Annotated in this window: 23 protein-coding genes and 1 tRNA gene; 9 read left to right on the plus strand and 15 right to left on the minus strand. The window is 42.3% G+C overall.

The features are described from left to right. Positions 1–16: 16 nt before the first annotated feature. Genes K217_RS0102720 through recR form a run of 3 tightly spaced genes read left to right on the plus strand, consistent with a single transcriptional unit; the run spans position 17 to position 2,201 of the window. Positions 17–382: a TraR/DksA C4-type zinc finger protein gene (locus K217_RS0102720; protein WP_029551597.1), complete on the plus strand. Its 366-nt coding sequence runs from the start codon at positions 17–19 to the stop codon at positions 380–382. Then, positions 375–1,586, plus strand: a complete 1,212-nt coding sequence (locus K217_RS0102725) for an aminotransferase class I/II-fold pyridoxal phosphate-dependent enzyme (RefSeq protein ID WP_029551598.1) — start codon at positions 375–377, stop codon at positions 1,584–1,586. Before K217_RS0102720 ends, K217_RS0102725 begins: the two co-directional genes overlap by 8 nt. After that, on the plus strand, positions 1,587–2,201 hold the full coding sequence (recR, locus tag K217_RS0102730) for a recombination mediator RecR (RefSeq protein WP_029551599.1): 615 nt from the start codon (positions 1,587–1,589) through the stop codon (positions 2,199–2,201). Here the strand turns inward: recR and K217_RS0102735 are convergent. From K217_RS0102735 to rpsO, 9 genes are all read right to left on the minus strand, one after another. Beyond that, on the minus strand, positions 2,188–2,871 hold the full coding sequence (locus K217_RS0102735; protein WP_029551600.1) for a ChaN family lipoprotein: 684 nt from the start codon (positions 2,869–2,871) through the stop codon (positions 2,188–2,190). The genes recR and K217_RS0102735 overlap by 14 nt on opposite strands. After that, positions 2,861–3,304, minus strand: coding sequence for a ribosomal protein S18-alanine N-acetyltransferase (gene rimI, locus K217_RS0102740; RefSeq protein WP_029551601.1), 444 nt, complete (start codon positions 3,302–3,304; stop codon positions 2,861–2,863). Before rimI ends, K217_RS0102735 begins: the two co-directional genes overlap by 11 nt. Before the next feature lie 200 nt (positions 3,305–3,504). Next, on the minus strand, positions 3,505–5,367 hold the full coding sequence (locus tag K217_RS0102750) for a PhoX family protein (protein ID WP_029551602.1): 1,863 nt from the start codon (positions 5,365–5,367) through the stop codon (positions 3,505–3,507). Positions 5,368–5,391: 24 nt separating this feature from the next. Continuing rightward, on the minus strand, positions 5,392–6,789 hold the full coding sequence (gene gltX / locus K217_RS0102755) for a glutamate--tRNA ligase (protein WP_029551603.1): 1,398 nt from the start codon (positions 6,787–6,789) through the stop codon (positions 5,392–5,394). Positions 6,790–6,792: 3 nt separating this feature from the next. Continuing rightward, on the minus strand, positions 6,793–7,980 hold the full coding sequence (locus K217_RS0102760) for a cation:proton antiporter (protein ID WP_029551604.1): 1,188 nt from the start codon (positions 7,978–7,980) through the stop codon (positions 6,793–6,795). A 3-nt stretch (positions 7,981–7,983) separates the two neighbouring features. Beyond that, entirely contained in the window at positions 7,984–8,424 is a 441-nt protein-coding gene (gene dut / locus K217_RS0102765) for a dUTP diphosphatase (protein WP_052178074.1), read from the minus strand. Between the two features lie 16 nt (positions 8,425–8,440). Then, a tRNA-Thr gene (locus tag K217_RS0102770) sits at positions 8,441–8,512 on the minus strand. Beyond that, the gene (locus K217_RS07615) at positions 8,503–10,581 is read right to left on the minus strand and encodes a polyribonucleotide nucleotidyltransferase (protein WP_081820023.1); all 2,079 of its coding nucleotides are present in this window, start codon (positions 10,579–10,581) and stop codon (positions 8,503–8,505) included. The genes K217_RS0102770 and K217_RS07615 overlap by 10 nt, the downstream gene beginning before the upstream one ends. Then, positions 10,581–10,853: a 30S ribosomal protein S15 gene (gene rpsO / locus K217_RS0102780; protein ID WP_029551607.1), complete on the minus strand. Its 273-nt coding sequence runs from the start codon at positions 10,851–10,853 to the stop codon at positions 10,581–10,583. The genes K217_RS07615 and rpsO overlap by 1 nt, the downstream gene beginning before the upstream one ends. A gap of 185 nt (positions 10,854–11,038) precedes the next feature. Between rpsO and K217_RS0102785 the strand changes: the two genes are divergently transcribed. Continuing rightward, entirely contained in the window at positions 11,039–11,764 is a 726-nt protein-coding gene (locus K217_RS0102785) for a flagellar hook-basal body protein (RefSeq protein ID WP_029551608.1), read from the plus strand. Here K217_RS0102785 and K217_RS0102790 read toward each other — a convergent pair. From K217_RS0102790 to K217_RS0102815, 6 genes are read right to left on the minus strand one after another with little or no spacing between them, the layout of a single operon-like run. Then, on the minus strand, positions 11,761–12,624 hold the full coding sequence (locus K217_RS0102790) for a 5'-3' exonuclease (protein WP_029551609.1): 864 nt from the start codon (positions 12,622–12,624) through the stop codon (positions 11,761–11,763). The two genes, K217_RS0102785 and K217_RS0102790, sit on opposite strands and share 4 nt — an antisense overlap. Beyond that, entirely contained in the window at positions 12,621–13,262 is a 642-nt protein-coding gene (thiE, locus tag K217_RS0102795; protein WP_029551610.1) for a thiamine phosphate synthase, read from the minus strand. Before thiE ends, K217_RS0102790 begins: the two co-directional genes overlap by 4 nt. A 5-nt stretch (positions 13,263–13,267) precedes the next feature. After that, complete coding sequence (locus K217_RS0102800; RefSeq protein ID WP_029551611.1) at positions 13,268–13,687, minus strand: CoA-binding protein; 420 nt, start codon at positions 13,685–13,687, stop codon at positions 13,268–13,270. 8 nt (positions 13,688–13,695) lie between these two features. Beyond that, positions 13,696–15,018, minus strand: a complete 1,323-nt coding sequence (gene gcvPA / locus K217_RS0102805; RefSeq protein WP_029551612.1) for an aminomethyl-transferring glycine dehydrogenase subunit GcvPA — start codon at positions 15,016–15,018, stop codon at positions 13,696–13,698. Continuing rightward, positions 15,019–15,546, minus strand: coding sequence for a glycine cleavage system protein GcvH (gene gcvH, locus K217_RS0102810; RefSeq protein WP_029551613.1), 528 nt, complete (start codon positions 15,544–15,546; stop codon positions 15,019–15,021). It lies immediately after the preceding gene. Between the two features lie 11 nt (positions 15,547–15,557). After that, positions 15,558–16,022 carry a hypothetical protein gene (locus K217_RS0102815; protein ID WP_029551614.1) on the minus strand — a complete coding sequence of 155 codons (465 nt, stop codon included), beginning with the start codon at positions 16,020–16,022 and terminating at the stop codon, positions 15,558–15,560. A 44-nt stretch (positions 16,023–16,066) separates the two neighbouring features. Here K217_RS0102815 and leuS point away from each other — a divergent pair, with 44 nt between their 5' ends. The 5 genes from leuS to K217_RS0102840 all read left to right on the plus strand — a co-directional run bounded on the left by leuS (position 16,067) and on the right by K217_RS0102840 (position 19,919). Next, on the plus strand, positions 16,067–17,875 hold the full coding sequence (leuS, locus tag K217_RS0102820) for a leucine--tRNA ligase (protein ID WP_029551615.1): 1,809 nt from the start codon (positions 16,067–16,069) through the stop codon (positions 17,873–17,875). 68 nt (positions 17,876–17,943) lie between these two features. Then, on the plus strand, positions 17,944–18,405 hold the full coding sequence (locus tag K217_RS0102825; RefSeq protein ID WP_029551616.1) for an iron-sulfur cluster assembly scaffold protein: 462 nt from the start codon (positions 17,944–17,946) through the stop codon (positions 18,403–18,405). Then, positions 18,402–19,448, plus strand: coding sequence for a tRNA 2-thiouridine(34) synthase MnmA (locus K217_RS0102830; protein WP_029551617.1), 1,047 nt, complete (start codon positions 18,402–18,404; stop codon positions 19,446–19,448). The genes K217_RS0102825 and K217_RS0102830 overlap by 4 nt, the downstream gene beginning before the upstream one ends. Continuing rightward, on the plus strand, positions 19,435–19,686 hold the full coding sequence (locus K217_RS0102835; RefSeq protein WP_029551618.1) for a sulfurtransferase TusA family protein: 252 nt from the start codon (positions 19,435–19,437) through the stop codon (positions 19,684–19,686). Before K217_RS0102830 ends, K217_RS0102835 begins: the two co-directional genes overlap by 14 nt. After that, positions 19,683–19,919, plus strand: coding sequence for a DUF1858 domain-containing protein (locus K217_RS0102840; RefSeq protein ID WP_029551619.1), 237 nt, complete (start codon positions 19,683–19,685; stop codon positions 19,917–19,919). The genes K217_RS0102835 and K217_RS0102840 overlap by 4 nt, the downstream gene beginning before the upstream one ends.

The raw sequence follows: 19,919 nt of genomic DNA on the forward strand, positions 1-19,919 counted from the left end.
TTATAATTTAATCTTTATGCACCATTTAACTGAAGAACAGATTGCACAGATAAAGGAAACACTCCTTGAGCTTAGGAATAAGGTTTTAAGCTCTGCCCAAGAGCAGATAAGGGATCCATCTAACATCATCTTTGAAGGTGGGGACGAGATAGACAGGGCTAATGTGGAAACTGGTAGATACTTAAATCTTCAACGAATAAAAACCAGAGAGCTAAAGCTTTTAAGAAAAATAGATTATGCACTTTACAAGATGGATGTGGGCACCTACGGCATATGCGAAAGCTGTGGTGCTCCCATACCCTTTGAAAGGTTGATTGCAAGACCTGTAACCACAATGTGCATAAACTGTAAAGAATTAGAAGAGGAAAGGGAACATGAGTGAAGAGTGGATGTTTCCAAGGGTTCAAAAGCTTCCAAAGTATGTCTTTAGTATGGTCAATGAGCTAAAGTATAAGCTGAGAAGGGAAGGAGAAGACATTGTAGATTTAGGGATGGGAAATCCAGACCTGCCACCTGCAGAACACATAATAGAAAAACTCTGTGAGGTAGCAAGAAGGGATAACGTGCATGGATATTCCGCATCAAAAGGGATACCAAGGCTTAGAAAAGCTATCTGCGATTTTTACAAAAGAAGGTATGGAGTGGAGTTAGACCCAGAAAGTCAGGCTATATTGACCATTGGTGCAAAGGAAGGTTACTCCCATCTAATATTGGCTATGATTGAACCTGGAGATTCGGTGATAGTTCCAAACCCAACCTATCCCATACACTATTACGCACCTATAATAGCAGGTGGAGATGCAATATCCATACCTATAATACCTGACAACGAAGAAAGCTTTGAGGAACATTTCCTTAAGCGAGTTCATGATACTTTGCGATCCTCATACAGAAAGCCAAAGGCTTTGGTGATAAGCTTTCCACACAATCCAACTACCCTATGCGTTGGAATAGAATTCTTTAAAGAGATAGTCAAATTGGCTAAGAGGGAGGAGGTTTGGGTTATACACGACTTTGCTTACGCAGATCTTGGTTTTGATGGTTACACTCCTCCGAGTATTTTGCAAGTAGAAGGAGCAAAGGACATAGCGGTGGAAATCTATTCTATGTCTAAAGGCTTTTCTATGGCTGGTTGGAGAGTAGCCTTTGTTCTTGGAAATGAGATCCTGATAAAAAATCTGGCACACCTTAAAAGCTATTTGGACTACGGAGTCTTTACACCCATACAGGTAGCATCCATAATAGCCTTAGAGAGTCCTTACGAGATAGTGGAAAAAAACAAAGAAGTCTATCAAAAGAGAAGGGATGTGCTCGTGGAAGGGTTAAACAGGATCGGTTGGGAGGTAAAAAAGCCGAAAGGTTCCATGTTCGTGTGGGCACGAATACCTGAGTGGGTTGGTATGAATTCTCTTGAATTCTCTCTCTTTTTGCTAAAGGAGGCAAAGGTTGCGGTTTCTCCGGGCATAGGCTTTGGAGAATACGGAGAGGGCTACGTAAGATTTGCTCTTGTGGAAAACGAACACAGAATAAGGCAAGCGGTAAGGGGCATTAAAAAAGCTTTTCAAAAATTCCGTCAGGCGGTTTAAATGTTCGAAGACTACTTTCCTAAGGTAATAAAAGACGCTTTGGAAGGGCTAACAAAGATTCCAACCTACGGGGAGAGAACATCCTCAAGGTTTGTTTATAACTTCCTTAAGCTGAACAAAGAGGAGAGGGAAAGGATTTTAAACAGTCTGATTTCTTTGAGTGAAGAAATAAAAACTTGCTCCGAATGTGGATTAATCTCGGATACGGACCCTTGCAGAATATGCTCAGACCCCAAAAGAAGCAAGAAATTTATATGCGTGGTGGAGGAATCTCAAGATGCATACGCTATAGAAAAACTGGAAAGATACACGGGAGTATATCACGTGCTTGGTGGCAGAATTGCACCCTTAGAAGGTATATCCCCTCAGGATCTGAACATAGACAAACTTTTTGAAAGAGTAGAAACCTATAATGCTAAGGAAGTTATAATAGCAACCAATCCGAACTTAGAGGGCGAGGCAACAGCCAATTATCTTATAAAACTCCTAAAGAGAAGATTTAACAAACTGAAGGTCAGCAGAATATCCCATGGGTTGCAGTTTGGAAGTCTCATAGAGCTGGCAGATGATCTTTCTTTGGAAAAATCTATAGAAAAAAGGACTATCTTTCCATGATAACCTGCTTAGTTCCTTCTCTGAGCAAGCTCACTATCCTTGGCACGCCTGAATTTAAATCAAAAGCATGCCCTTTGCCCAATAAAACAACTACTTTGCTGTCTTTTTCCTGTTCTAAAATTCTGACTATTTTCAAAGCCATTCCGTTGTCCCATGCCAACTGCACATCAAAAAAAATTTTTTCTTCTACAGGTGGGTGGTTTTTTAGGAAAGACTTTAGTCTTTCCCTTTCCTCTGGGGTGTGCGCATAGATGTTTTCAGGGAGAGATGGGTCCTTTACATTTTCCAAACCCTCAGATTTTATTTTCCTGACCAGTTCAGTGGGTATGTTTATTGCGTATATCTTTATTCCCTTTTCTTTGGCAAATCTCCATATTGGTGCGTAATATTCCGGATTAAAGCCCCACCTTTTTCTGTATTCCGTTTTTTCCAACATCTCCTCCTCTGAAATTTTCCCAGAGATATACTCGTCCAAATATTTCTGAAAGGGTTGTTGGAACATTTCCATGGCTATCACTATTCTATAGCCTTCCCGATGTAGCTTTCTTATAACTTCCTCTTGGAATTTGTGATCCTGAATGTTGCCATGTTCTTCTGGCAGATAGATCACGCTCGCTTCCCTGCATGAGTTGGATGAAGAGGCCTTAAAAAGAACCAGACTAAGAATCATCAAAACTAAGCTCCATCTGAATAGCGTTTTCTCCATCTGAATAATAATATTTCCTTTCACCTATAATTTTAAAGTTAAGCGATTGATAAAGTCTTATAGCTCTTATGTTTGATTTTCTAACGTCCAGCAATACCCTTTTAACCTCCGCCTTTAGTCTATTCAACACCTCCCTGAGAAACTCCTTGCCTATTCCTCTACCCCAATAATTCTTATCCACGCTAAAGGTCATTAAATGTGCCTCTTCTTCTATGATCCAAAAGATTGAGTAAGCTATGACCTTTCCGCTCATTTCCGCTACAAATTTTCTGGAATAAGGAAGTTTAAATTCCCTTTCAAATCCTTCCATGCTCCACGCATCTGTGGTAAAATTCTCCTTGTTTATCCTAAAAACCTCCGGTAGATCCTCTTTTTTCATTTCTCTAACTTCTAACATCAACTACCTTCAAAGGCTATGGAAATTCTAAATTTTTTTATCTTTAAAAGCAAGTAAGTATAGCGGGCTCCACTCTGCCACCCATGGTTGTTGCATAGATGGAAATTAAGGCTCCTACGATTTCAGACTTTGTGTCTATCTCTCCTCTCTTTTCCATGATCTTGTATTATGATCTTCCGTACCTCCCCCTCCTCTATTTCTTAGAGATAGATTTCTTTACCATCCGTTCTCCAAACCTGTATTACAGAAGGTCTTGGGACTATCACACCATCACCCAAATAGGGCCATTTAGTTGGCTTGTTACCCTCTCCTGGATGTTGTATAGCACAGAAGAAGGTTTTGTAATCATCGGAAAACTCAGGACCGCATATCTCACAACCCGGCACACCAGAAAGGAACATTTTGAACTCTTTCGTCTGCATATTTAGCGTATATACACCGTCGTTCTTGCCAAGCCTTCTTGAGCTTGGATTTCCATCCGTTGCTATCCACAGGTTTCCTTCCTTATCAAAGGTAAAGTTGTCTGGAGCGGATATGGCAGGGACGCTTGAGGAAGCTGGCTGACCGTATATTATTAGCTTTTTGTTTTCTTCTTCAGCATTAGGATCTCCACATAGCATGGGTATGCTCCACATAAACGTCGTTGCGGTTGGATTTCTGCCTTCTTCCATGATCTCTATGATGTGTCCCATGTAGTTTGGACCCCTTGGATTTGCTCGGTCGGTAGAAGGATAGCCACTTGTTCCTCTTCTATCGTTGTTCGTTAGGGCTAAGAATAAGGTTTTTGTTATTGGGTTCCACTCAAAGTCCTCTGGCCTGTCCATCTTGGTAGCTCCAAGGGCATCCGCTGCACCCCTTGTGTTGATAAAGCACAGAACTGGGTCGTTTTTGAACTCATCGGGAAGATCTGGATTGACGGTTATTGTATTTCCATCTACCGTAGCTATCTCTATCCACTCTCCAGTGAAATCGTCTTTGAACTTTGCCACATAAAGGGTTCCTTCATCGAGCAGAGAAAAGTTTGCTTCTCTGTTGTTTGGATTATACCTGCCCTTGGTGACGAACTTATAAACATACTCAAACCTTTCGTCATCTCCCATATATACTACCACTCTACCGTCCGGAGCTACAACTGTAGTTGCTGCTTCGTGCTTGAACCTTCCAAGGGCTGTTCTCTTTATTGGAGGTCTGCTCGGATCGTAGGGGTCAATCTCTACCACCCACCCAAACCTAAAGGCTTCGTTGGGCTCTTGGTTTATGTCAAACCTATTGTCTATGTTGTGAAAACCGTAAGCCGCAGAGCGACTGCTTGGAACTCCGTATCTTTTATGTATTCTCTTTATAAGGTCGTCTGGCAAGGTATTTCTATCTCCCGCAAAGTATGAGTTAAAGTTCTCTTCACAGGTTAAAACTGTTCCCCATGGTGTTTTCCCCCCAGCGCAGTTGTTTAAAGTGCCCTTAACAAAGGTTCCCGTTGGGTCATAGGAGGTTTTCATAAGTTCGTGTCCTGCTGCTGGACCGGATATGTAACAGATAGTTTCTCCCGTGATCCTCCTATTGTAAGTGGAGCCTTTAACATAAACCCACTTTCCTCCATCTCTTTTTATCTCCACCACAGAAACGCCGTGGGCGTATAGCATAAGCTTAGACTGCTCTTGGGTTGGTCCGGAATTAGAAAACATAAGCTCAGGGTTAGTGTATTCGTGATTTACCACCAAAAGGGCTCTATCTTGGTCTAACCTGAAAAAGCCCACATAATCGCAGTTGTATCCAAAGCAGTGCTTTTGTCTCTCTATATCCTCCTCTGTGAGCGCTTCGTGAACTCTGTTCCAGTTAAGAGCTGGTCCATTATCTAACGGATCTCCCCACTTGATAAGAACGCTGTAGTCGTAGCCTTCTGGGACCATTACTCTGTCTTCTGAGTTGGGGTAGAGAGTTTTGTAGGTGAGAGTTTTTGACCTTCCGTAAGTTGGCACTACGTATAAAACAGCAGATAAGCCCACAAACTTAAAAAGATCCCTCCTGTTTAGAGCTCCCCTTAATATTTCTGAAAAGTAGGTCATAGTACAAAGCTTACCGACCTTTTGTTAAAAAACTGTTAAAACTCTTCTAATTCTCTTTATTATCCTTTCCTTTGGCACCACATCACAGATCACATCTACACCCACACCTTCCAGCTCACCTGTTAAGGACGCTCTAAGAGTGTGCCAAAAATCTTTTGGCTTTATACCAAGCTCTCTTTGAGCCAACTTTGCTATTTCCTTTATCCTCTGTGCGTTTAGTTCCCCTTCTTCCAACTTTAAAAGCACGTAGTTTAAAACCTGCACTGCGGTTTGGTTTTCAAGCACCGCCTTTGCCTCTTCTGAATACACCACTTCATCCACAAAGAAAGGCTTTAGCTTTTCCACTGCTTCCGAAAAGGTTTCAAACGCATCTCTGGCTTTTTCCAAAACCTTCTTAAGGTAAGCCTCTTCAAACTCGTATCCTGCCTCCCTCAGAAAAGGTGCCAGGTAATTTGCAAGCTTATCAATCGAGAGAACTTCCCTTATATAAACTCCGTTCATCCATCTGAGCTTTTGAACATCAAACACTGCAGGAGAGCTGTTTATGTCCTTTAGGTCAAAGATTTTTATAAGTTCTTCCTTTGAGTAGATCTCCCTTCCTTCCTCCGGCGGAGACCATCCCAAAAGGCAAAGGTAGTTAAACATTGCCTCGGGCAAAAAGCCCTCCTCTCGGTAATTCTTTACGGAAACCGCACCGTGTCTTTTGGAAAGCTTGCTTCTGTCCGGTCCAAGGATCACCGGCAGATGGGCAAACTTTGGAATCTCAAAGCCCAAAGCTCTGTATATAAGTATCTGTTTGGGAGTGTTTGGGATGTGGTCCTCTCCCCTTATTACGTGGCTAACTCCCATAAGTGCGTCATCCACAACCACCACGAAGTTATAAACAGGCGTGCCATCGCTCCGAACGATCACAAAGTCTCCAAAATCATCTGCACTTATGGATATGGGGCCCTTTACTAAATCCTCAAAGGTGATTACCTCTCCCTCTGGCACTCTGAACCTTATGGTATAGGGCAGTCCTTTTCTTTTGGCCTCCTCCAGAGTTAAGTGTCTGCACTTGCCTGAATATCTGTAAGGAATACCCTTTTCTTCTGCCCGCTTTCTTTCTTCTTCCAACTCCTCCGGTGTGCATATGCAAGGATAAGCCCAACCAGATTCCAAAAGCTTTTGGACATACTCCCTGTATATATCAAACCTCTCCGATTGTCTGTAAAGTTCATCCCACTCTATACCAAGCCACTCCAAGTCCTTAAGAAGCATTTCCTCAAATTCCTTTGAGGACCTTTCTTTGTCTGTGTCTTCTATGCGAAGGATAAACTTACCGCCGTGATGTCTGGCAAAAAGATAGCTAAATATGGCAGTTCTTGCGTTGCCAAGGTGCAAATAACCCGTAGGGCTTGGTGCAAACCTGCTAACTATCATGCTCTAATCCTTAGCAAGTATTTTAAGGACTATGGGAGATATGAGCGTAGTTACCGCAACCACAAATATAATCACCGCATACAGCGTATCATCAAAGAGCTTAGCTTGTCTTCCAAACTCTGCAAAGATCAGACCCACCTCTCCTCGAGGCAACATGGAAAAACCAATAAGAAGCTTTTCTTTTGTAGTTCCGGGTATAAAAAACCCAGAGATAACTTTACCAAAAATGGCAACTAAGCTAAGCACAAAAGCAAGGGTCCAAAATTTAGGAGAGCTAAAATCTATGGCCTTTAGATTTAACTGAAGCCCAACATAGACAAAGAAAATGGGCGTTAAAACCCAAACCAAAGGTAATATAGAATACTCTATCTTTTCTGCCATTCTCTCGTCGGTTTTCAAAAACAGCGCAAAAGGAAGGCCAAACCTTCTGGACAGAGCAAGTCCCGCAGTAAAGGCACCTAAGATCTCCGGAGAACCCACCTCGTGTGCCAAAAAGGCAAAGAAAAACACCATAGACAAAACCGCAGGTGGAACAAAATCCATAGTTCCAAGCTTTCTGGAAAGTATCTGAATGATCCTTGCCAAAATCTGAGCCAGTATGGGAGATAGTATGAAAAAGGAAGCTATGTATAGTATTAAAAGAAGCAGTGCATCCACATGAACCATACCTTCCTTAGAAAGCTCATACAATCCTGCAAGAACGATAACACCGAATATATCATCCAAAACTGCGGCACCAAGCACTATTTGGGCAAACCTCTCTTTCATCTTACCCAAATCTTCCAAAACCCTGACTGTTATTCCTATGCTTGTAGCAGTTAAGGCACCGCCTATGAAAAGAGATGTCAGGAAAGGCAAATCAAGAACATAAAAGCTAAAAAGAAAACCTAAGATCATGGGAGCTGAAGCACCTACTGTGGCAACTATAATAGCGTGTATGCCCACCTTTCTAAGTTGGTGAATGTCCGCCTCTAACCCTACCTGAAAGAGCAAAAGTATTACTCCGAGCTCTGCAAGAACCTTTATTATCTGATTTGGCTCAATAAGTCCTAAGGCACTTTTGCCAAGAAGTATGCCTACCAATATCTCACCCAAAACTGGGGGAACACCAAGCTTACCAAAGGTATCCCCTATGATCCTTGCGCTGAAGAGTATGATAGCAAGGTAGAGCAAAACATAGTGCATTTCCATCGTTTATCTCCCTGTTGAACCAAAACCGTTTTCTCCCCTTAAAGTGGGACTTAGCTCATCCACTTCTTCCCAGAGGACTTTAACAAAGGGAGCTATAATAAGCTGAGCTATCCTATCTCCTCTCTTTATTAGGAAATCTTCTTGTCCTAAATTTATAAGCGCTACTTTAATTTCCCCTCTGTAGTCTGGGTCTATGGTGCCAGGAGCATTCAAGATGGTTATGCCATATTTGATGGCTAAACCGCTTCTTGGTCTGACTTGAGCCTCAAATCCATCGGGCAGTTCTATTGCTATCCCTGTGGGAAGCAAGGCTCTTTCCAAAGGTTTGAGGATCACAGGCTCATAACCAGCGTATAGAAGGTCCATACCCGCAGAGCCTATCGTAGCATAAGAAGGTAAAGCTAAATCTTTGGAATGTGGAAATCTCTTGATTTTTACCTTCAGCATTTTATCTCTCCTTAGCCGGCGGTGGGATTTGAACCCACGACCTAGGCATTACGAGTGCCTCGCTCTACCGCTGAGCTACGCCGGCTGGTCTATGCCAATCGTAGTAAAGTTTAGCCTTCCTCTCTCGTCCATACCTATCACCTTTACCCTTATCTGATCCCCTACTTTGAACCGAGCCCTAACATCCTTAACTTTTTCTTCCATCTTTGACACATGAAGCATTCCAATTCTTCCTTCAAGAATTTCCACAAACACTCCGTATGGTTCCACCCTTGTTATCTTACCCTCATATACCTTGCCAATTTCCACCTCTTCTAAAAGCTTCATTATAGCTTCTTTCACTTGCTGGATTGCCTCTTTGCTCATACTGGTCAGAGACGTTTTGCCTCCTTCATGTACCCAAACAGAAACTCCAAACTTTTCTCTCCACTCTCTTACGTTCTTTCCACCTGGTCCTATCACTAAAAGTGCTTTATCTTCTGGAATCTGTATGATCTCTATCTTCGGAGCGTATGGAGAGACTTCCTTTCTTGGTTCTGGTATTGCTTCATACATCTTTTCTAAGATATAAAGCCTTCCTTCTTTTGCCTGCATAAGAGCTTCTCTCATAATCTCTCTGCTTAAACCTTTTATTTTTATGTCCATCTGCACGCTGGTGATACCATCCTTTGTGCCTGCTATCTTAAAGTCCATGTCCCCCAGCTGATCTTCGTCCCCGAGAATATCCGAAAGGATCACGTAACGATCTCCTTCCATTATGAGACCCATCGCTATACCTGCTACGTGCTTTTTCATGGGAACACCTGCATCAAAGAGTGCCAAAGAACCTGCACAGACAGTAGCCATAGAAGTAGAACCGTTGGACTCAAGTATATTGGATACTACCCTTATTATGTATGGAAACTCTTCCTGAGGAGGGATCAGAGGTTCCAAAGCCCTTTCTGCCAACGCACCATGTCCTATCTCTCTTCTTCTTGGTGGTCCCCAAGGCTTTGCCTCTCCGGTGGAAAAAGGTGGAAAGTTATAATGAAGCATAAACCTTTTGAATACTTCACCTTCGTAAATGGTTTCCACAAGTTGGGCTTGTTCTGGAGAGCCTAAGGTAACTGTCGCAAAGGCTTGGGTTTGGCCTCTCGTAAAGATGGCGCTGCCGTGAGGTCTTTCAAAGGGATGAACCTCTATAGTAATGGGTCTTATGTCCTTAGGACCTCTGTTGTCAATCCTCAGACCCTCATCCAAAACCATTTTTCTCATCAGCTTGCTAATAAGCTTTTTGTATTGATAGTTGAGTTTGAAAAGCTGATCTTCTGGGATCTGATGGTTTGCTAAAAAGTCTTCAAGAATCTTTGCCTGAAGTTTTTTCCTCTCCCTTTTGTCTTGAATTTTTAAGGACTCTTTTATTCTATCTGTGCAATAGCTTTCCAAAAGTTTTTGCAGTTCTTCTGGAAGCTCAAGTCCCTCAAACTCTATCTTTTGCACTCCTACCCTTCTTCTAAGCTCTTCTTGAGCCTGTAGCAAAGCTTTAGCCTCAGACTGTCCAAAGTAAAGAGCGTCCATAAAAGTTTCCTCATCTACCTCTTTTGCACCACCCTCCACCATCACTATGGCAGATTCAGAAAATGCCATAACGACTTCCAAGTCAGCCTTTTGTCTTTCTTCGTAAGTTGGATTTACCAGAAACTTACCATCAACCCTGCAAACTCTAACACCTGCTATAGGCCCATCAAAGGGAACACGGGATATGTGAAGCGCCGCAGATGCGCCCGTTATAGCTAACACATCTGGATCGTATTTGTCATCTGCGGAAAGGGTAAGAGCAGTAATTACTACTTCGTAGGGAAAACCTTCGGGCAAAAGTGGCCTTACAGGTCTGTCTATTACGCGGGAGACTAATATCTCCCTGTCTGTTGGCTTTCCTTCCCTCTTTATAAAACCGCCCGGTATTCTGCCCCAAGCGGATGCCTGTTCTCTGTAATCAACCGTCAGAGGAACAAAGTCAATGTTTGATATTAGGTTTTCGGACATTACCACCGTCACAAGAACCGCAGTTCCTCCCTGTTTAACTACAACCGCACTATCCGCAAGCTTTGCATAATGTCCAGTTTCTATAATTATTGGGTCTTTATCTCCAACCCTAACCTCTACCTTTTCCATTACTTAACCTTTAGTCCGAGTTTTTCGACGATCTCCAAATATTTATTGTAATCTTTCTTCTTAAGATACTCTAAGTGTTTCCTCCTTGCGTGGATCATAGCAATCAGTCCCCTTCTTGAGTGGATGTCCTTTTTATGCTTCTTTAGATGTTCTGTCAGCCTGTTTATCTTCTCCGTAAGTATGGCTATCTGCACCTCGGGGGACCCTGTATCTTTATCGTGCCTCCTGTACTCCTCAATAATCTTTGCCTTCACCTCCTTTGGAAGAGCCATAAGATTTACCTCCTTAAGATATTTATTTAGAAATTATAACCCAAAAAAAATTGCTGAAGAGAACACTACCTTTTTGTTATAATTTTAAACAGTCTGTGGGTCCAAAAAGGAACCCAGAGTTGAAAGCTCCAACTACGCTTGATCTTTAAAGAAGAATTGATAAATTATTAATCGGGGGCGCTTCAATGCCAATTGACTATCAGAGTATATACATACTCTCCAGCGGTATGCTTTTACAACAAAGAAAGTTAGAAACAATAACCCACAACTTAGCCAACATAAATACTCCTGCTTTCAAAAGCGAACTAATATTTGCTGGAGTTTGGGACACGCCTGACGGCCAGAGAATAGAGAACAGTGCTCCAGAAAATCCCTCCAACAACTTTGTTTATCCTATTGTGGATAGAGTGCATACTTTGCTGATCCAAGGACCAATCAGACAAACGGGCAATCCCTTGGACTTGGCTCTTGATGGTGAGGGCTTTTTTGCTGTTAGGTCAGGACAGGAGGTATTTTACACTCGCAAGGGAAACTTCCGCCTTGATGCAGAAGGTTACTTAGTCAATGAACTTGGTATGAGAGTTTTGGATGAAAACAATCAGGAAATAAGGATAATGGGAAGTGTTAGCTTTGCACCGGATGGCTCCATTTTCAGTGAAGGGAACTTTGTAGGAAGGTTGGGCATATACAACTTAACAAATCCGCAGAAAGTGGGAAGGGATCTGTTTACGGGCATACCTCAGCAAGCTCAAAACTTTAAGGTCCTGCAAGGTTTTCTGGAAGATTCTAACATAAACGCTATATTGGAGATGGCAAAGCTTATAGAAGCTCACAGGGCACACGAAACATATGCAAACCTCATCAGAGCTTTAGATCAGGTTCAAGAAAAGGTTAGCAACAACTTGGTTTAAAAAAGAGTTTTTTGCGCAAAGGTTTTTTCTAAATCCTTTATTATACTTTTCATTTCAAGCTCTTCAAGTTTCCTCTTAAGAGCATCAATCATGGGATTTTTTAGCTTTAGATCTTCCAGCTCTATTTCCAAATGCTCCGGAGGTCTTAAGTTTACCAAAGAATACGCTAACCTTAGCTTTTCTTTGTCTGCCTGTGGAAAAGCCTTTTCAAATTCGTCCCATCTGGAAAGTATATTCTCTACGGAACCATACTTCTTAAGGATACTTATAGCGGTTTTTGGACCTACCCCCTTTATACCCTCTATGTTGTCTGTTTTGTCTCCTACCAAGGCAAGGTAATCTGCCAGCTGTTTTGGTCCCACACCAAACTTTTCTTTAACCTTTTCTTCGTCAAACACTTCATTAAGCACAGGATTGATCACGATAACCTTTTTATCCTCAACAAGTTGAAGCACGTCTTTATCTGGAGAATAAATCTTTACGTTAAACCCCCTTTCAAGGGCTAAGTTGGTAAGGTAAGCTATCAGGTCGTCCGCTTCATAGCCCGGCATTTCTACGAGCTTTATACCCAACAAAGAGGAAAGCTCTTTTATCACCGGTATTTGAACTTTCAAAGGATCTGGCGTGGGCGGTCTTTTGCTTTTGTATTCTGAATAGACAAGCTTTTTCTGAGTAGGTGCAGGTAGGTCAAAGGCTATGGCAATGTAAGATGGTTTTTCCGTTTTCAGGATAGAAAGTATGGACCTTAAAAAGCCGTATATGGCACCTGTTGGAAAACCTGACTTGGTAGAAAGTGGTGGTAAGGCAAAAAAGCTTCTGTAAAGGAAGGCAGAACCGTCAAAAAGGTAGAGAACCTTCATAAGAAGTGCATCTTCTTTCTGTAATAACTCTTGCAAGCTTCTACCAGGCTTTGGGTAGCGCTCTTTACATTTTCAAACCCAAGTATGGCCGAAACAACCGCAATACCTTTTGCTCCCGCCTCCAAAACTTCCGCAACTCTATAGTGAGTGATACCTCCAATTGCTACTATTGGTTTTGAAGTCATCTTTACCGCCTGCCTAAGAGCTTCTATACCCACAAGCTTGTAGTCCTCTTTCGTTGAAGTTTCGTATATAGAACCAAAGCCTATGTAGTCTATAGGCAGATGCTCTACTTCTCTGAGCTTTTCCAAGCTATTTACAGAGTATCCTATGTACATTTTGTCTCCTACGAGTTTTCTTACCACGTCCGGCGGAAGGTCCTTTTCTCCTACATGAACCCCATCTGCCTCTACTGCAAGAGCCAAATCTACCCTGTCATTAACCACAAGATCCACACCGTATCTCTTTGTTAGCTCCCTCAAAACCAAAAGCTCTTCATACATCTGCCTTGAGCTTTTTTGCTTGAACCTATACTGAAGGGCAGTAATACCCCCCTGTATTGCCTGTTCTATAGTGCTTATAAGGTCCCTATCCTTGAAGAAGGCATCGTCTGTAACTAAGTATATGCTTAGGTTCATAGCTTTTAAAGATAGCCCGCCTCCACGCCTATGCAAGCGTTCCAAACAACTTTTATTTTGTCCTTGTATTTTTCTATAACCTCCGGATTTTCACAGCCGGGTTGTAGCCACACGCACTTGGCACCTACCTTTATAGCTTGTTCAAAGATAGGCTCTATGTGAGCGGGATTTCTAAACACATTTACTATATCTATAGGCTCTGGCACCTCGTCCAACGAAGACAAAACCCTAATGCCCAGTATTTCCTGTCCAGCATACTTTGGATTGACAAAATAAACCTTATGCTTTCCTTTGTTTAAAACTCTCTCTGAAACATAGTAAGAAGGTCTTTCTGGGTCTGGGGATATGCCCACTACTGCGACAACCTTTGCATTTTTTAAAACTTCCAAAGCGTCATCTTGATGTGGATGGTGCAGTTCTTTCATAAAAGAGATTATATCATATTTCTCAAAGCTTCCAAAAGTTGGTCCATCTCCTCCTTAGTTCTCTTTTCTGTAACTGCAATCAGCAAGCAATCGCCGTAGCCAAACCTCCTCAAAGGTAAGCCAAACACAAAGCCCTTTTCCAAAAGTTTTTGGTAAATCTCCTCTGCCCTCGGATGTTTTACTGGAAATTCCCAAAGGTGTTTTCCGGTGTATGGCACTTCAAAACCAAGCTCTAAAAGCTTTTCCTTCAGATATAAAGCCTTTGACAAGCTCTGGATTGCAACTTCCCTGAAACCCTTTTTCCCCAAAAGGACCATATAAAGCAGATTCGCTAAAGCCATAAGATTTTGGTTTGTGCATATGTTAGAGGTCGCTCTTTCCCTTCTTATGTGCTGTTCCCTTGTTTGAAGTATTAGAGTAAAAGCGCGTTGGCCCTTTACGTCTTCTGCCAAACCCACTATTCTTCCCGGCATTTTTCTTACAAACTCTTTTCTGCTTGCAAAAAAGCCTACGTATGGTCCCCCAAAGTTTAACGGAACGCCCATCTGCTGTCCTTCTCCCACCACTATGTGAGCACCAAACTTGCCAGGAGGTTCCAAAATAGCCAAGGCTATTGGGTCTGCCACCACTATCAACGGCACCTCGTAATGCTGGGCAAGCCAAGAAATCTCCTTTAAGGGTTCCACAAAACCAAAGAAGTTAGGATACTGAACTGCCAAAGCATGACATGTCCCATCTTTTAGATGCTTTTCCAAAAGCTCTAAATCCACAGTTCCTTCATAGGTGAGGGGAACAACTTCCAAAATATCTTGGTATCCAAAAAGATACGTCTTTACCACTTCTCTGTAAAGAGGATTTATCCCTTCTGTAAGGATAACCTTATTACCTTTGCCTTTAATAGCCCTTGCCATAAGCACCGCCTCTGCCAGCGCAGAAGCGCCGTCATACATACTTGCATTTGCTACTTCCATACCTGTCAGCTCGCACACCAGCGTTTGATATTCAAACAGAGCCTGAAGTGTCCCCTGAGAAGCTTCTGCCTGATACGGAGTGTATGCGGTTAAATATTCCCCCCTGCTAAGGATCTGCCATATGGCGGAAGGAATAATACGATCGTAAGCCCCTCCACCCACAAAATACACCAACGGTTTGTTTAGTTTTGCCAGCTCTCTAAAGTATCTTCTTAACTCCTCTTCAGACTTAGGCTCAGGAAGGTTTTCCGTTTTCTCCAAAAGGGATGGATCTATGTGTGAAAAAAGCTCTTCTAAGGAGGAAAGTCCTAAGGTGTTTAGTATTTCTCTCGTTTTTTCTTCTGAGTGAGGAATATACATCTACAGTTCCCTTTCTTCATACCTTAGATCTTCTTCTGGCAAAGCATCCAAAGATTCTTCAATGGTTAAACTTTCCTCTTCCGGAAACTGTAAGGCAATCCTTTCGCCTTTTTCTTCCAGTATTACCTCCGCAAGTATTTCCGCATACTCTTTGGGAGAGAGTAGGTCTTCCAGCTCGGACACATCTGCCATCTCCAAAACCGCTATCCACCCATCTTCGTAGGGAGACTCGTTTATTATAGCGGGTTCGTCGTTTAGAATGTCATTGACCTCTACTACCCTGCCGGACACCGGAGAATAAACGGGAGATACACTCTTTACGGATTCTAAGTTAGCCAATGTGTCTCCACTTTCAAACTCTTCCCCCACAGAAGGTAGATCTACATAAACTATATCCCCCAGCTCCTTTTGTGCATAATCTGTTATACCCACCCAAGCTTTACCTTCCTTCACCAAAACCCACTCGTGGTCTTTTGTGTAATACCTGTCTGACTTCACCAAATATTTTCCTACAAACAAGTCTTCCATCTTAAACCTCCTCAAAGTATTTCGTATTTTATCCCGTATTCCTGATATACCTCGTTAAGTATATCTTCAATGTTAGCCTCTGCGTTTCTGTATTTTTCCACAGTTCTTATTACATAATCAAGGTCCATAAGCTTAAGCAGAGCTACACCTTTTGATATTATATTCTTCTTGCCTGCACTTAGCAGCTTACCTAACTTTTCTTTTGTTAGCTTTTCAACCGGATCTATAACGAGCACATGATTACCCCTTAGCTTTCTAAGTCCTTTGTATAGTCCATAAATAAAGCTACCTTTTTCGTTGTTGATAAACACCAGCTCGGGAAACTTATCAAATAGATCTTTCATCTCAGAAGTTATAACCGCATATATACTGTCAGGTCCTATTACCCTGCTTAGCAAATTTACCTGATCCTCCAGATCCTTTATTAGGTCCTTCTTATTCAAAAGAGATCTGTAAAGGATTAGTAAAACCTTCATTGCTATTAATTATAACGGTTTCCCTAAGATTAAAATATACACTTATGGAAAGAAGTTACAGACCGATGGACATAGAAAAAAAATGGCAAGAGATCTGGGAAAGGGAAGGAGTTTATTCTGCTGAAGGCTCTGGCGATAAGTGTTATGTGCTTGAGATGTTTCCTTATCCTTCCGGTAGGATCCACATGGGGCATGTAAGAAACTACACCATTGGAGATGCTTTGGCTCGCTTTCTAAGGATGAAAGGTAAGAAGGTTCTTCATCCAATGGGATGGGATGCCTTTGGTCTTCCTGCGGAAAATGCAGCCATAAAGCACGGAGTGCATCCCGCTAAATGGACAAAGGAAAACATTAGCTACATGAAAAAACAGCTCCAGAGTTTGGGCTTTTCTTATGACTGGAGCAGAGAAATAGCTACATGTGATCCTGAATACTACAGATGGAACCAGTGGATTTTTATAAAGCTCTACGAAAGGGGACTGGTTTATAGAAAGGAAGCGGAGGTAAATTGGTGTCCAAACGACGAAACGGTTTTAGCAAACGAGCAGGTAATAGACGGCAGATGTTGGAGATGTTCCACGCCAGTAGTCAGAAAAGAAGTCCCCTCTTGGTATATAAAGATCACTGACTATGCAGAGAGACTTTTGGAAGACCTAAAACTCTTGGAGGGTAAGTGGCCCGAAAGGGTAATTGTTCAGCAAAGGAACTGGATAGGAAAATCTGAAGGTGCTGTCCTTAAGTTCTTTGTGGGAGATATTCCCATAGAGGTTTTTACCACAAGGCCGGACACGGTCTTTGGGGCTACCTTTGTAGTGCTTGCGCCAGAACATCCACTTACCTTAAGCTTGGCAAAGAAGGGTGGGAAAATAGAAGAGGTAGAGACTTTCGTTAAAAAAATGAAGAGCATGTCTTCCAGAGAAAGGGGAATACAGGAAGAGAAGGAAGGAGTGTTTTTAGGAGTTTATGCGGTAAATCCTGCCAATGGGGAAAAGATTCCAGTATGGACCGCAAACTACGTGCTTTACGAATACGGAACTGGCGCCATAATGTGCGTGCCTGCCCACGACCAAAGGGATTACGAGTTTGCCATAAAGTATGGACTTCCCATAAAACCTGTCATAAAACCCCTTGAAGGGGAACCACCAAAGGATAAAGCTTACGAAGGTCCAGGTGTGCTTATAAACTCAGCGCATTTTGATGGTATGGATTCCCAGAGTGCAAAAAAGGCAATAACCCAATGGTTAAAGGATAAAGGACTTGGAGATTTTAAGACCACCTACAGGCTAAGAGATTGGAACATATCCCGTCAGAGATACTGGGGAACGCCCATACCCATAATTTACTGCGAAAGATGTGGAATACTGACTGTGCCAGAGGACCAACTGCCCGTATTGCTTCCAGAAAATGTCAGCATATCCGGACACGGCAATCCCTTAGCCCAGGTAGAAGAATGGGTGAATACCACTTGTCCAAAGTGCGGAGGTCCTGCCAAAAGGGAAACAGACACTATGGATACCTTCTTTGATTCCTCTTGGTATTTTCTAAGATTCTGCGACCCAAAGAACGAAAAAGAGATATTTGACAAAAATAAGGTAAATAAGTGGATGCCCGTGGATTATTACATAGGTGGGATAGAGCATGCGGTTTTACACCTTCTGTATGCCAGGTTTTTCCAAAAGTTTTTGTATGACCTTGGTCTAGTCAAAGACGTTGAACCCTTCCAGAGGTTGATCACTCAGGGGATGGTTTTAAAAAGGTGGGTAAGTGTGGAAAAGTTCTTGGAGTTTTTGGGTTTGAGCCCAGAAGATTCCATAGAGAGCCTTAAGGCGAAAATCTCTGAGCTTACTCTTTGATAATAATCATTGAAAGCCCAAAAATCTGTCTTAAACTGTAGTTTATCTTACTACAGGAGGTGTTTGACATGTTTGAATACAGCGAAAAGGTGCTTGATCACTTTTTGAACCCAAGAAATGTTGGTGTTTTGGAGGATGCCAACGGAATAGGGCAGTGTGGGAATCCTGCCTGCGGAGACGCCATGTTGTTTACCATAAAGGTTAATCCAGAAACAGATGTTATAGAAGACGTAAGGTTTAAGACCTTTGGATGTGGTTCCGCTATAGCGGTATCCTCCCAACTTACCGAGATGGTAAAGGGCAAAACCATAGACTATGCACTTAACCTAACCTACAAGGACATTTTTGACGAGCTTGGAGGTCTTCCACCGCAGAAGATCCACTGCACAAACCTTGGATTGGAAACACTACACGTCGCCATAAAGGATTACCTTATTAAACAGGGAAGGCTTGAAGAAGCAGCACGAATTCCAGACTGTTACGAAGAGGAAGAAGAAGAAAAGACCGAATTTGAATTCCTGTCCCTATGAGTGGTATAAAGGCCCTTGCCCTCCTTTCGGGAGGGCTTGACAGCAGTTTAGCGATTAAGCTTATACAAGAGCAAGGCATTCAGGTTTATGCCCTCCACTTTTACACAGGTTTTTGTATAACCGAACAAAAAAGAAGGCTCGGTATAAAAAGAGAAGATGGCTCACCATATGTGAATCCAGCTCTAAGGGCTGCAGTCCAGCTTGGTGTGCCTTTGGAGATCGTAGATATATCGGATGAATACTTTGAGGTGGTGTTAAATCCAAAGTATGGCTATGGGGCAAACGTAAATCCATGCATAGACTGCAGGATAATGATGCTGAGAAAGGCAAAAGAAATTATGCAGGAAAGAGGTTATCATTTTGTGATAACTGGGGAGGTCTTAGGGCAAAGGCCTATGAGTCAAATGTTTCCTACTCTTAGGTTAATAGAAAAGGAGTCTGGATTGGAAGGTTATATTTTAAGGCCCCTTTCTGCCAAACTTTTACCGCCCACCATTCCAGAAAATTTAGGTTGGGTAGATAGAGAAAAACTTCTTGGAATAAGAGGCAGAGGGAGGAAAGTGCAAATAGAGCTTGCCAAAAAGTACAACCTTGAATACGAACAACCTGCAGGAGGATGCTGTTATCTGACAGATCCAAACTACGCTCTAAAGTTCAAAGAGGCGTTAAGCGTGGAGGGAAGCATAACAAGGGAGGACCTTGTTCTTCTGTCCGTAGGAAGACATCTTAGATTACCATCTGGCGCAAAGCTCATAGTAGCAAGAAACGAAGGAGAAGTAAACTTCTTAAAGGGCTTTATCAACCGCTACGGATATGCCAAAAGACAGGACAACAAAGGAACCCTTGTGCTCATAAAAGGATTGCCAACCGAAGAAGAGTATCCCACAATAGCTGGTGTGGTGTGCAGGTATTCCAAAAGGGAACCAGCGGAAGTGCTTATAAAAATCGGAGATAAGGAAATCTGCCTTTGGGCTGAACCATTAAGCGAGGAAATTTTAGAAAGTTTTAAAATAATAAAGGAGAAGGTCCATGGAGTTGAGTGATATAAAGCCGGATGTAGTTCATGATGTGGTAGGGACATTCTGTCCAGTGCCTATATCAGAAACCGCAAAGATGATAAGGCAAATGAAAATAGGTCAGATTTTGGAATTGATAGCAGATGATCCTGGCGTGGTAGAGGATATACCTGCCTGGTGCAAAACCACCGGGCAAGAATTCTTGGGTCTTTACGAAGAGGACGGTGAGTATCATCTTTTTATCAAGAAAGTAAAAGAGTTATGAAGGAAAGGGTGACCTTAGATACAAACTTGAAGGAACTCTTAGAAAGGTATCCCGATATAAGAAACATACTGTGGGATTATGGTCTTAATAGGTTAGAAGAGGAAGAACTGCTTGACGTGGTAGCGGATAAGCTAACAATAAAGGGTTTTTTTAGACTTATGGATTTGGATGAGGACGATCAGGGAAAAATTTGGTTGGAGATCCAAAATTTAATAAGAGAATCGGAGGAGTAA

It is taken from the genome of Thermocrinis jamiesonii, from assembly GCF_000702425.1.
Classification (GTDB): Bacteria; Aquificota; Aquificia; order Aquificales; family Aquificaceae; genus Thermocrinis; species Thermocrinis jamiesonii.